The sequence below is a fragment of the Streptomyces sp. NPDC020597 genome (assembly GCF_044335095.1).
GTDB lineage: Bacteria > Actinomycetota > Actinomycetes > Streptomycetales > Streptomycetaceae > Streptomyces.
Genome location: NZ_JBIRUL010000008.1, coordinates 202,761 through 215,511, shown reverse-complemented (window position 1 = coordinate 215,511; position 12,751 = coordinate 202,761). Strand labels below are relative to the sequence as shown.

Genomic DNA, 12,751 nt, shown 5'->3' with positions numbered 1-12,751 from the left:
TCCGGAACGCGCCGGCCCGGGCACACCGGCCGGGATCGCACAAGAACGCCTTCCCGGCCATCCGGCCCGCTCCGGTTCGTACCCGCAACTGCCGTCCGGTTAGGCTCATGACATGCATGCCTGGCCCGCTTCCGAGGTCCCCGCCCTGCCTGGTCAGGGCCGCGACCTGAGGATCCACGACACCGCGACCGGCGGCCTGGTCTCCCTCGCCCCCGGTCCCGTCGCCCGTATCTACGTCTGCGGCATCACGCCGTACGACGCGACCCACATGGGTCACGCGGCGACCTACAACGCGTTCGACCTCGTTCAGCGCGTGTGGCTCGACACCAAGCGGCAGGTTCACTACGTCCAGAACGTGACCGACGTCGACGACCCGCTGCTGGAGCGGGCCGAGCGCGACGGCGTCGACTGGACCGCCCTGGCCGAGAAGGAGACGGCGCTCTTCCGCGAGGACATGACCGCGCTGCGGATGCTCCCGCCGCAGGACTACATAGGCGCCGTCGAGGCGATACCCGGCATCGTCCCGCTCGTCGAGCGGCTGCGCGACGCGGGCGCCGCCTACGAGCTCGAGGGCGACGTCTACTTCTCCGTCGAGTCCGACCCGCACTTCGGCGAGGTCTCGAACCTGGACGCGGCGGCCATGCGGCTGCTGTCCGCCGAGCGCGGCGGCGACCCGGACCGCCCGGGCAAGAAGAACCCGCTCGACCCGATGCTGTGGATGGCGGCCCGCGAGGGCGAGCCCAGCTGGGACGGCGGCTCGCTCGGCCGGGGCCGCCCCGGCTGGCACATCGAGTGCGTGGCCATCGCACTGGACCACCTCGGGATGGGCTTCGACGTGCAGGGCGGCGGCTCCGACCTCGCCTTCCCGCACCACGAGATGGGCGCCTCCCACGCTCAGGCGCTGACCGGCGAGTTCCCGATGGCCAAGGCGTACGTCCACGCCGGCATGGTCGCCCTCGACGGCGAGAAGATGTCGAAGTCCCGCGGCAACCTCGTCTTCGTCTCCCGGCTGCGCCAGGACGGCGTCGACCCCGCCGCGATCCGCCTCACCCTCCTCGCCCACCACTACCGCGCCGACTGGGAGTGGACCGACCAGGTCCTGGCGGACGCCGAGGCACGGCTCGGCCACTGGCGCGCGGCCGTCTCCCGGCCCGACGGGCCGCCCGCCGAGGCCCTGGTCGACGAGATCCGGGAAGCCCTCGCGAACGACCTCGACGCACCCGCCGCGCTGGCCGCCGTCGACCGCTGGGCCGCGCTCCAGCAGGAGCAGGGCGGCACCGACATGGGCGCCCCCGGCGTCGTCTCCCGCGCGGTGGACGCCCTGCTGGGCGTAGCGCTGTAACCCGTAGGGAACCGGTCACCTGCCGGACGGCGACAGGGGCGGTGCGCACATCGCGCACCGCCCCTGTCGCCGTCTCCGACGCCCGGGCCGGCCGGCCGAGCCGCCGCCTCAGGCTGTTCTGCCGCCGGTTTCAGTCGTCCGACGAATCGCCGTCGTCGGACGACTCCTCGCTCGGTCGGTCGTCCGAAGCCTCCTCGCTCGGCTTCGGGGGGTACGGGGGACGGGTGCGCTCCCCGGGGTCGGGCGGGCCGCCGCCGTCCCGCCGCCGCAGATAGCGCTCGAACTCGCGGGCGATCGCCTCGCCCGACGCCTCCGGCAGCTCGGCGGTGTCGCGGGCCTCCTCCAGCGTCTGGACGTACTCGGCGACCTCGGTGTCCTCGGCCGCCAGCTGGTCCACGCCCACCTGCCAGGCACGCGCGTCCTCGGGCAGCTCGCCCAACGGGATGCGGACGTCGATCAGGTCCTCCAGGCGGTTGAGGAGGGCCAGCGTCGCCTTCGGGTTCGGCGGTTGCGACACGTAGTGCGGCACGGCCGCCCACAGGCTCACCGCGGGCACCCCGGCGTGCGTGCACGCCTCCTGGAGGACGCCGACGATGCCCGTGGGGCCCTCGTACTTGGTCTCCTCCAGGTCCATCCGCTGCGCCAGGTCCGCGTCGGACGTCGTCCCGCTGATCGGCACCGGACGCGTGTGCGGGGTGTCGCCGAGCAGCGCGCCCAGGATGACCACCAGCTCCACGCCCAATTCGTGGGCGAAGCCGAGCAGTTCGTTGCAGAACGAGCGCCAGCGCATCGACGGTTCGATGCCGCGCACCAGCACCAGGTCGCGGGGCTTGTCACCGCCGACCCGGACCACGGACAGTCTCGTCGTCGGCCAGGTGATCTTGCGCACGCCCGCGTCCAGCCACACCGTCGGACGGTTCACCTGGAAGTCGTAGTAGTCCTCGGCGTCCAGCGCCGCGAACACCTCGCCCTTCCACTCCCGCTCCAGATGCGCGACCGCGGTGGAGGCGGCGTCGCCGGCGTCGTTCCAGCCCTCGAACGCGGCCACCATGACCGGGTCGATCAGCTCGGGAACCCCCTCGAGCTCGATCACCCAGCGCCTCCTTCCGACGTGCCCTCGCTTGACCACCCAACCTTACGGCGTTCTGCGGGGGCGCCCGCAGCCCCTTTGTACGGGGAGTGAACGGATCACTGCCCCGTTCGCCACCCCCGAACACCCCCGAGCCGGCACCGGGCGAGCCCGCCCGGCCGACCGTGCCGGTCGACGGCCGGGGAGGGCCGCGGGAAAAGCCGGGCGCCAGGGGGTCCGTGCGGCGCCCCCGGCCGCGCTCACCGCACTCACCGCACTCACCGCGCTCACAGCGTGGAACGCAGCCACTGCTCCACACTCGCGATGTGCACCGTCGCCCACGATCTGGCGGCCTCCGCGTCGCGGTCGCGCAGGGCCGCGAGGATCGCCCGGTGCTCCCGCAGGGTGCCGGCGACGGCGTCCTCCTGGGTCAGCCCCCGCCAGATCCGGGCCCGGGTGGTGGGCCCGGACAGCCCGTCGAGCAGCGAGCACAGCACCGAGTTGCCCGCGCTCTGCACGATGCCCCGGTGGAACTCCAGGTCGCCCGCGACGAGTTCCTCCACCGAGGGCTCGGCGCCGAGCTTGTCCAACTGGGCGTCCAGGGCGTCCAGTTGCTGCTCGCTTATGCGCAGGGCGGCCATCGCCGTCGCGGCCGGCTCCAGTATCCGGCGCACCGCCAGGAACTCGAGGACCGTGTCGTCGCGGTGGAAGTCGACGACGAAACTCAGCGCCTCCAGCAGCAGTTGCGGGTCGAGGCTGGTGACGTAGGTGCCGTCGCCCTGCCGCACGTCCAGGATCCGGATGAGGGACAGCGCGCGCACCGCCTCCCGCAGGGAGTTGCGCGACAGCCCGAGGTCGGCGGCCAGCTCGCTCTCCTTGGGCAGCCGGTCGCCGGGGCGCAGCGCACCCGAGACGATCATGCCCTTGATCTTCTCGATCGCCTCGTCGGTGACTGCCATGACCGGCCTCGCTCTCGTCCGTCGTCCAGACATCGGATGTCTCGTCGCCATTATGAGGCCAGAGCGGGGGACTGCCTCCACCCCTGCGAAAGGGGCGGCTCCATAGGGGTGGAGCCGCCCCTTCCCGGTGCCGGCCCCGGTACGAGAGGGCCGTCCCCCGGCGCCGGCCCCGGTCAGGGCGGCGGGCCGGCGGAGGGTCGGTGTGCCGTCGGGCAGGTCACTTCCCGCAGGTCACTTCTTGTCGAGCAGGTCCTGCACCCCCGCGCGGACCTCGTCCGTGGCGAGACCGCGGATCGTCAGCGTCGTACGGCGGCGCAGCACGTCGTCCGCCGTCTCGGCCCACTCGTTGTCGCGGGCGTACACGACCTGCGCCCAGATCTCCGGGGCGTCCGGGTGGACGCGTGCGCCCAGCTCGGGGTTGTCGTTGGCCAGCCGCGCGATGTCGAAGGCCAGCGAGCCGTAGTGGGTCGCCAGGTGCTTCGCGGTGTCGGCGGCCATGCGCGGGCCGGGCGCCGGGTTGTCGACCAGCAGCCGGTGGGCGACCGCGCGCGGGTTGGCGACGCCGGGCAGCGGCAGCTTCTTCGGCAGCGAGGAGATCGGTTCGAAGTCGTCGCCCAGCGGGTGGCCCGGCAGCGCCTCCAGCTTCTGCATGACCGTGCGGCCGATGTGCCGGAACGTCGTCCACTTGCCGCCGGCGACGGACAGCATGCCGCCCCGGCCCTCGGTGACGACGGTCTCGCGCTTGGCCTTGGCGGTGTCGCCCGGGCCGCCCGGCAGCACACGCAGACCGGCGAAGGCGTACGTGATCAGATCGCGGTCGAGCTGCTGGTCCCGGATGGAGAACGCGGCCTCGTCGAGTATCTGGGCGGTGTCCTTCTCGGTGACCGCGACGTCCGCCGGGTCGCCCTCGAACTCCTCGTCGGTGGTGCCGAGCAGCAGCATGTCCTCCCACGGGAGGGCGAAGGTGATGCGGTACTTGTCGATGGGCGTGGCCAGCGCGGCCCGCCAGGGCGCGGTGCGCTTCAGCACCAGGTGCGCGCCCTTGGACAGGCGGATGGACGGCGCCGCGTTCGGGTCCTCCATCCGGCGCAGGTGGTCGACCCACGGTCCGGTCGCGTTCAGCACGAGCCGGGCGTTGACGCCGAACTCGTCGCCGGAGAGCCGGTCGCGCAGGTCCGCGCCCGTGACCCGGCCCTTGGTGAAGCGCAGGCCGGACACCTCGGCGTGGTTGAGGACGACGGCGCCCGCCTCGACGGCCGCGCGGACCGTCATCAGCGCCATGCGCGCGTCGTTCATCTGGTCGTCGCCGTACACGGCCACGGCCTTCAGGTTGTCGGTGCGCAGCTCGGGCACGTCCTGTGCGGCCTTCGCCGGCGACAGGAGGTGACCGACGCCGTCGCCGAACGCCGACAGTGCGGAGTAGGCGAAGACGCCCGCCCCGAGCTTCGCCGCGCCGTGCGGCCCGCCCTTGTACACGGGGAGGTAGAACGTGAGCGGGTTCGCCAGGTGGGGGGCCACCTGGCGGGAGACCGCACGGCGCTCGAAGTGGTTCTCCGCCACCAGCTTCACCGCGCCGGTCTGCAGGTAGCGCAGACCGCCGTGGAGAAGCTTGGAGGAGGCGGAGGAGGTGGCGCCGGCGAAGTCGCCGGCGTCGACCAGGGCCACCCTGAGGCCGGACTGCGCGGCGTGCCAGGCGGTGGAGATGCCCAGGATGCCGCCGCCGATGACGAGGAGGTCGTACGACGCCTTGGAGAGCTGCTCCCGGGTCTCGGCGCGGCTCGGGTTGGAGCCGGACGCCGGGCGCGTCCCCAGGGCAGGCACGGACTGCAGGGTGGACTGACTGGTCATGTGGGGTTCTTACTCCTCGTCCTCGAGCCAGCCCATGGTCCGCTCGACGGCCTTGAGCCAGCTCTTGTACTCACGGTCGCGGGTCTCCGCGTCCATGCGGGGGGTCCACTCGGCGGCCCGCCGCCAGTTGGCGCGCAGGTCGTCGGTGTTGGTCCAGAAGCCGACGGCGAGGCCGGCGGCGTAGGCGGCGCCGAGGCAGGTCGTCTCGGCGACCATCGGGCGCACCACGGGCGCGTCCAGGAAGTCCGAGAGGGTCTGCATCAGCAGGTTGTTGGAGGTCATGCCGCCGTCGACCTTGAGGGCCGCGAGCTCGACGCCGGAGTCCTTCGTCATGGCGTCGGTGATCTCACGGGTCTGCCAGGCCGTGGCCTCCAGGACGGCGCGCGCGAGGTGCGCCTTGGTGACGTACCGGGTGAGGCCGGCGATCACGCCGCGGGCGTCGGAGCGCCAGTACGGGGCGAACAGTCCGGAGAACGCCGGCACGAAGTAGGCGCCGCCGTTGTCCTCGACGGAGAGCGCGAGCGTCTCGATCTCGGCGGCGGTGGAGATCAGGCCCATCTGGTCGCGCATCCACTGCACCAGCGAACCGGTGACGGCGATCGAGCCCTCGAGGGCGTACACCGGCTTCTGGTCGCCGATGCGGTAGCCGACGGTGGTCAGCAGCCCGGAGTACGAGTTGATGATCTTCTCGCCGGTGTTCAGCAGCATGAACGTGCCGGTGCCGTACGTGGACTTGGCCTCGCCCTCCGCGAAGCAGGTCTGGCCGAACAGGGCCGCCTGCTGGTCGCCGAGCGCGGAGGCGACCGGGATGCCGCCGAGCAGCTCGCCGAGCCTGCCGCCGGTGACCTCGCCGTAGACCTCGGCGGAGGAGCGGATCTCGGGGAGCATCGCCAGCGGGACGCCGATGGACTCGGCGATCTTGTCGTCCCACTCCAGCGTGTGGAGGTTCATCAGCATGGTGCGGGAGGCGTTGGTGACGTCGGTGTAGTGCTTGCCGCCGTCGACGCCGCCGGTCAGGTTCCAGATGACCCAGGTGTCCATGGTGCCGAAGAGGATGTCGCCCGCCTCGGCGCGCTCGCGCAGGCCCTCGACGTTGTCGAGCAGCCAGCGGGCCTTGGGGCCGGCGAAGTACGAGGCCAGCGGGAGGCCGGTCTCCCGGCGGAAGCGGTCCTGGCCGACGTTGCGGCCGAGCTCGCGGCACAGGGCGTCGGTGCGGGTGTCCTGCCAGACGATGGCGTTGTGGACGGGCTGACCGGTGTTCTTGTCCCACAGCAGCGTGGTCTCACGCTGGTTGGTGATGCCGATGGCCTTGATGTCGTCCCGGGTGATGCCGGCCTTCTCGATGGCTCCGGCGACGACTTCCTGGACGTTGGTCCAGATCTCGTTGGCGTCGTGCTCGACCCAGCCCGGCTTGGGGAAGATCTGCTCGTGCTCCTTCTGGTCGACGGAGACGATCCGGCCGTCCCGGTCGAAGACGATGCAGCGCGAGGAGGTGGTGCCCTGGTCGATGGCGGCGATGAACGGGCCGGCGGTGTGCGCGTCGGTCACTGAGTGCTCCTGGGGTTTCCGTGGATAAGAGGCTGTCTGTACGGCGCTGCCGAGTACGCGGTGCAGTTGGTGCTCTTAAGCGAAGGCGACGTTGTAGATGCCTGCGGCGATCGCGCCGCCGATCAGCGGACCGACCACCGGGATCCAGGCGTAGCTCCAGTCGGAGCCGCCCTTGTTGGGCAGGGGCAGGAGGGCGTGCACGATGCGCGGGCCGAGGTCACGGGCCGGGTTGATCGCGTACCCGGTCGGACCGCCCAGCGACAGACCGATGGAGACGACCACGAGCGCGGTGACGAGGGCGCCCAGGGTGCCCAGGCCGTTGCCCTTGTCGTTGAGGCCCTGCGTGAGGACGGCGAGGACCAGCACGATGGTGCCGATGATCTCCGTGGCCAGGTTCTGCCAGACGACGCGGATCTCCGGGCCGGTGGAGAAGACGCCCAGGACCGGGCCCGCGCCCTGCTCCTGCGCCTCGACGGCCTTGACCTTGGTCGACTGCGCGCCCGGACCGCCGACGATCTCCTTGTCGGTGAGGTGGGCGTGGAACTGGCCGTAGTAGGCGACCCAGACCAGCGTGGCGCCGATGGCGGCGCCGAGCAGCTGCCCGGCCCAGTAGACCGGAACGTTGCTCCAGTCGTCGTCCTTGATCGCGAGTGCGAGGGTGACCGCCGGGTTGAGGTGGGCGCCGGAGAGCGGCGCCGAGGTGTAGACAGCCGTCAGAACGGCGAAACCCCACCCGAAGGTGATGGCGAGCCAGCCGGCGTTGCGGGCCTTGGAGGCCTTCAGCGTCACGGCGGCGCAGACGCCGCCGCCGAGCAGGATGAGTATGGCGGTACCGATGGTCTCGCCGATGAAGATGTCGGAGCTGGACACCCGCGACTCCTTTGTCCTTCGTCCAGGGAAGCCGAACCCCGGGTCCCGCCGGGGGTTCGAGCGCCCTCGGGGGTGAGAGCGATGCCGGCCTTTGGCGTTGTCACACTCTAGCGCGTATTGCCGTTAGGTGTTCGACAATGTCGACCGATGGACGGGAGTCTTGCCCGGCGGTTACGTGTGCGTCAAGAGTGCCGTTATCGAAAACGCGATCGTTATTGATCGCTCTGGGTCGTCGATCTTCGCGTGGGTGCGCACATACTCGCCCCCGATGCCCACTTCAGGCGGCTTTCGCAGGGTATGACGGCGGCCGGGACGTCCTCGGACGCCCCGGTCAGGTCTTACGCAGTTCTCAGGAAGGGCAGCCGCGCGGCCGCTCAGAAACGCCCGCCGCCCAGGTCCCTGGAGACCGCGCGGGCGCAGTCGCGCACCGCGGCGATCAGCTCCGGGCGCAGCTCGCCGTCCCGGCCCAGCCGCTCCACGGCGCCCGTGACGCCGACCGCGCCGACGGGCATGCGCCGCCGGTCGTGGATGGGCGCCGCGATCGAGGCGACGCCCTCCCAGGTCTCCTCGACGTCCGCCGCGTACCCGCGCGCACGGGTCATGTCGAGGATGTGCTCGAACGCCTCCGCGTCGCACACCGTGCGGTCCGTGTAGGGCTTGCGCTCGGCCTCCAGGGCCTCGCTGTGCGCGACCGGGTCGTAGGCCGACAGCACCTTGCCGAGGGCCGTGGAGTGCAGCGGCTGCATGGCCCCGATCTCCAGCACCTGCCGGCTGTCGTCGGGCCGGAAGACGTGGTGCACGATCAGCACGCCCTGCTGGTGCAGCACCCCCAGGTGCACGCTCTCGCCGCTGGACCGCGCGAGGTCGTCCGTCCAGACCAGGGCACGCGCGCGCAGCTCGTGCACGTCCAGGTAGGTGGTGCCCAGGCGCAGCAGCTCGGCGCCCAGCTGATAGCGCCCCGAGACGTCGTCCTGCTCGACGAAGCCCTCCTGCTGCAGGGTGCGCAGGATGCCGTGGGCGGTGCCCTTGGCCAGGCCCGTGGACGAGGCGATGTCCGACAGGCCCAGCCGCCGCTCGCCGCCCGCGAGCAGCCGCAGCATCGCGGCCGCACGCTCGACCGACTGGATGTTCCGCGCCATCGCCCTCCCGCCTCCGTCCCCATCGGACCGCCTGTGGGCGGCATGCACTTCCGCCGTTCGGCAATGTCGAACACTACCGGTCCATGCCGACCTCTCGCCAATGGTTCGGTCGACAGGTGTTCCGCCGGGCGTCCCCCGGAAGCAGCAAGGCCGTCGCACGGCCGTGGCACCCGCCGGACCCGCCGTGGCCGGGTCCCGCCCGGCCGCCACACCCGTCCGCCCCGTGGACGCCCTGACCATAAGGCCTCCGTCCCGGCTACCCTGACGGCGTGCGCGCTCATCGGGAAGCCCCTGCTCCATGCATCCCGAGGTGACGCAAAGCCGACAGCCGTCGCATCCGAGGGAGCCCTTTCATGGCCTCTGTGCCGCCGACCCCTTCCGCCGACAGCCGGACCCGTGTGTCCGCGCTCCGAGAGGCCCTGGCCACCCGCGTGGTGGTGGCCGACGGAGCCATGGGCACCATGCTCCAGGCCCAGGAGCCCACCCTGGAGGACTTCCAGGACCTCGAGGGCTGCAACGAGGTCCTCAACGTCACCCGGCCCGACATCGTGCGCTCCGTGCACGAGGAGTACTTCGCCGCCGGCGTGGACTGCGTCGAGACCAACACCTTCGGCGCGAACCACTCCGCCATGGCCGAGTACGACATCGCCGAGCGGGTGCACGAGCTGTCCGAGGCCGGCGCCCGCATCGCCCGCGAGACCGCCGACGCCTTCGCCGCCCGCGACGGACGCACCCGCTGGGTCCTCGGCTCGATCGGCCCCGGCACCAAGCTGCCCACCCTCGGCCACATCGGCTACGGCACCCTGCGCGACGGCTTCCAGGCCAACGCCGAGGGCCTGCTCGCCGGCGGCGCCGACGCCCTGATCGTCGAGACCACCCAGGACCTCCTCCAGACGAAGTCGTCGATCCTGGGCGCCAAGCGCGCGATGGAGGCGACCGGCGCCGACGTGCCCCTGCTGGTGTCCATGGCGTTCGAGACGACCGGCACCATGCTGCTCGGCTCCGAGATCGGCGCCGCGCTCACCGCGCTGGAGCCGCTCGGCATCGACATGATCGGCCTGAACTGCTCCACGGGCCCCGCCGAGATGAGCGAGCACCTGCGCTACCTCGCCCGGCACTCCCGCACCCCCCTGCTGTGCATGCCGAACGCCGGACTGCCGATCCTCACCAAGGACGGCGCCCACTTCCCGCTCGACGCCGAAGGCCTGGCCGACGCCCAGGAGAACTTCGTCCGCGACTACGGGCTCAACCTCATCGGCGGCTGCTGCGGAACCACCCCCGAGCACCTGCGCCAGGTCGTCGAGCGCGTCCGCGGCCTCCAGCCCGCCGAGCGCAGTCCCCGCCCCGAGCCCGGTGCCGCGTCCCTCTACCAGACGGTGCCCTTCCGCCAGGACACCTCCTACCTCGCGATCGGCGAACGCACCAACGCCAACGGATCCAAGAAGTTCCGCGAGGCCATGCTGGCCGGCCGCTGGGACGACTGCGTGGAGATGGCCCGCGAGCAGATCCGCGAGGGCGCGCACCTGCTCGACCTGTGCGTGGACTACGTCGGCCGCGACGGCGTCGCCGACATGGAGGAGCTCGCCGGCCGCTTCGCCACCGCCTCCACCCTGCCGATCGTCCTTGACTCCACCGAGGTCGAGGTCATCCGGGCCGGCCTGGAGAAGCTCGGCGGCCGCGCCGTGATCAACTCGGTGAACTACGAGGACGGCGACGGCCCCGACTCCCGGTTCGCCAAGGTCACCAAGCTCGCCCAGGAGCACGGCGCCGCCCTGATCGCGCTGACCATCGACGAGGAGGGCCAGGCCCGCACCCCCGAGACGAAGGTCGCCATCGCCGAACGGCTGATCGAGGACCTCACCACGAACTGGGGCATCCACGAGTCGGACATCCTCATCGACACCCTCACCTTCACCATCTGCACCGGCCAGGAGGAGTCCCGGCGCGACGGCGTGGCCACCATCGAGGCGATCCGCGAGCTCAAGCGCCGTCACCCCGACGTGCAGACCACCCTGGGCCTGTCGAACATCTCCTTCGGTCTCAACCCCGCCGCCCGCATCCTGCTGAACTCCGTCTTCCTCGACGAGTGCGTCAAGGCGGGCCTGGACTCCGCGATCGTCCACGCCTCGAAGATCCTGCCCATCGCCCGCTTCAGCGAGGAGGAGGTGCGCACCGCCCTCGACCTGATCCACGACCGGCGCGCCGAGGGCTACGACCCCCTCCAGAAGCTCATGCAGCTCTTCGAGGGCGCCACCGCCAAGTCCCTCAAGGCCGGCCGGGCCGAGGAACTGGCCGCGCTCCCCCTGGAGGAGCGCCTCAAGCGGCGCATCATCGACGGCGAGCGCAACGGCCTGGAGGCCGACCTCGACGAGGCGCTGCAGAGCCGGCCCGCCCTCGACATCGTCAACGAGACCCTCCTGGACGGCATGAAGGTCGTGGGCGAGCTGTTCGGCTCCGGCCAGATGCAGCTGCCGTTCGTGCTGCAGTCCGCCGAGGTCATGAAGGCGGCCGTCGCCCATCTCGAACCGCACATGGAGAAGTCCGACGACGAGGGCAAGGGCACCATCGTGCTCGCCACCGTCCGCGGCGACGTCCACGACATCGGCAAGAACCTCGTCGACATCATCCTGTCCAACAACGGCTACAACGTCGTCAACCTCGGCATCAAGCAGCCGGTCTCCGCGATCCTGGACGCCGCCGCCGAGCACCGCGCCGACGTCATCGGGATGTCCGGCCTGCTGGTGAAGTCCACGGTGATCATGAAGGAGAACCTGGAGGAGCTCAACCAGCGCGGACTCGCCGCCGACTACCCGGTCATCCTCGGCGGCGCCGCACTGACCCGGGCCTACGTCGAGCAGGACCTGCACGAGATCTACGAGGGCGAGGTCCGCTACGCCCGCGACGCCTTCGAGGGCCTGCGCCTCATGGACGCCCTGATCGGCGTCAAGCGGGGCGTGCCCGGCGCGAAGCTGCCCGAACTCAGGCAACGCCGGGTGCGCGCGAGCGCCGCCCCCGCCGAGGTCGAGGAGCGGCCCGAGGAGGGCCACGTCCGATCCGACGTCGCCACCGACAATCCCGTGCCGAAGCCGCCCTTCGAGGGCACCCGCGTCATCAAGGGCATCCAGCTCAAGGAATACGCCTCCTGGCTCGACGAAGGCGCCCTCTTCAAGGGCCAGTGGGGCCTCAAGCAGGCCCGCACCGGCGACGGGCCGACCTATGAGGAACTCGTCGAGAGCGAGGGCCGGCCCCGGCTGCGCGGCCTGCTGGACAAGCTGCAGACCGACAACCTCCTCGAGGCCGCCGTGGTCTACGGCTACTTCCCCTGCGTCTCCAAGGACGACGACCTGATCATCCTGGACGAAGGGGGCAACGAGCGGACCCGCTTCACCTTCCCCCGCCAGCGCCGCGGACGCCGGCTGTGCCTCGCCGACTTCTTCCGCCCCGAGGAGTCGGGGGAGACCGACGTGGTCGGCCTCCAGGTCGTCACCGTCGGCTCGCGCATCGGCGAGGAGACGGCCAAGCTCTTCGCGTCGAACTCCTACCGCGACTACCTCGAGCTGCACGGCCTGTCCGTGCAGCTGGCCGAGGCCCTCGCCGAGTACTGGCACGCACGCGTGCGCTCGGAACTCGGCTTCGGCGGCGAGGACCCGGCCGAAGTCGAGGACATGTTCGCCCTGAAGTACCGCGGCGCCCGCTTCTCCCTCGGCTACGGCGCCTGCCCCGACCTGGAGGACCGCGCCAAGATCGCCGAGCTGCTCCAGCCCGAGCGGATCGGCGTCCACCTGTCCGAGGAGTTCCAGCTCCACCCCGAGCAGTCCACGGACGCCATCGTGATCCACCACCCCGAGGCGAAGTACTTCAACGCCCGGTGACGCGAGCGCGTCGCCCGGCACACTGATCCGATAAGTCGTACACTGGTCGGTCCACTGCAGGCCGGTTCCCCCAGCGGGAACCGGCCTGCTCGTCCCTCAAGGAG

Annotated in this window: 8 protein-coding genes; 2 read left to right on the top strand and 6 right to left on the bottom strand. The window is 71.3% G+C overall.

Annotated features, from left to right (window positions below; all coding sequences use genetic code 11):
• Positions 1-112: 112 nt before the first annotated feature.
• Positions 113-1,342 (top strand): cysteine--1-D-myo-inosityl 2-amino-2-deoxy-alpha-D-glucopyranoside ligase, encoded by a 1,230-nt coding sequence (gene mshC / locus ACH4ZA_RS16815; protein WP_398430098.1) that lies wholly within the window; start codon positions 113-115, stop codon positions 1,340-1,342.
• Between the two features lie 130 nt (positions 1,343-1,472).
• On the opposite strand, the gene ACH4ZA_RS16810 is transcribed toward mshC, so the two are convergent.
• The 6 genes from ACH4ZA_RS16810 to ACH4ZA_RS16785 form a co-directional block, all read right to left on the bottom strand.
• Positions 1,473-2,435: a PAC2 family protein gene (locus tag ACH4ZA_RS16810; protein WP_398430097.1), complete on the bottom strand. Its 963-nt coding sequence runs from the start codon at positions 2,433-2,435 to the stop codon at positions 1,473-1,475.
• 263 nt (positions 2,436-2,698) lie between these two features.
• Positions 2,699-3,370, bottom strand: a complete 672-nt coding sequence (locus ACH4ZA_RS16805; protein ID WP_020128291.1) for a FadR/GntR family transcriptional regulator — start codon at positions 3,368-3,370, stop codon at positions 2,699-2,701.
• A gap of 231 nt (positions 3,371-3,601) precedes the next feature.
• Complete coding sequence (locus ACH4ZA_RS16800; RefSeq protein ID WP_398430096.1) at positions 3,602-5,218, bottom strand: FAD-dependent oxidoreductase; 1,617 nt, start codon at positions 5,216-5,218, stop codon at positions 3,602-3,604.
• A 9-nt stretch (positions 5,219-5,227) separates the two neighbouring features.
• Entirely contained in the window at positions 5,228-6,766 is a 1,539-nt protein-coding gene (glpK, locus tag ACH4ZA_RS16795; RefSeq protein WP_398430094.1) for a glycerol kinase GlpK, read from the bottom strand.
• A gap of 75 nt (positions 6,767-6,841) precedes the next feature.
• Positions 6,842-7,636, bottom strand: coding sequence for an MIP/aquaporin family protein (locus tag ACH4ZA_RS16790; protein ID WP_398430092.1), 795 nt, complete (start codon positions 7,634-7,636; stop codon positions 6,842-6,844).
• Positions 7,637-8,010: 374 nt separating this feature from the next.
• Positions 8,011-8,775, bottom strand: a complete 765-nt coding sequence (locus ACH4ZA_RS16785; protein ID WP_398430091.1) for an IclR family transcriptional regulator — start codon at positions 8,773-8,775, stop codon at positions 8,011-8,013.
• A gap of 353 nt (positions 8,776-9,128) precedes the next feature.
• Between ACH4ZA_RS16785 and metH the strand changes: the two genes are divergently transcribed.
• On the top strand, positions 9,129-12,647 hold the full coding sequence (gene metH, locus ACH4ZA_RS16780; protein ID WP_398430090.1) for a methionine synthase: 3,519 nt from the start codon (positions 9,129-9,131) through the stop codon (positions 12,645-12,647).
• Positions 12,648-12,751 lie beyond the last annotated feature (104 nt).

Excerpts from the sequence above, each read along its gene's own strand:
- ACH4ZA_RS16785 (WP_398430091.1), bottom strand. The coding sequence starts at position 8,775 with ATGGCGCGGAACATCCAGTCGGTCGAGCGTGCGGCCGCGATGCTGCGG.
- mshC (WP_398430098.1), top strand. The coding sequence starts at position 113 with ATGCATGCCTGGCCCGCTTCCGAGGTCCCCGCCCTGCCTGGTCAGGGC.
- metH (WP_398430090.1), top strand. The coding sequence starts at position 9,129 with ATGGCCTCTGTGCCGCCGACCCCTTCCGCCGACAGCCGGACCCGTGTG.
- ACH4ZA_RS16805 (WP_020128291.1), bottom strand. The coding sequence starts at position 3,370 with ATGGCAGTCACCGACGAGGCGATCGAGAAGATCAAGGGCATGATCGTC.
- ACH4ZA_RS16800 (WP_398430096.1), bottom strand. The coding sequence starts at position 5,218 with ATGACCAGTCAGTCCACCCTGCAGTCCGTGCCTGCCCTGGGGACGCGC.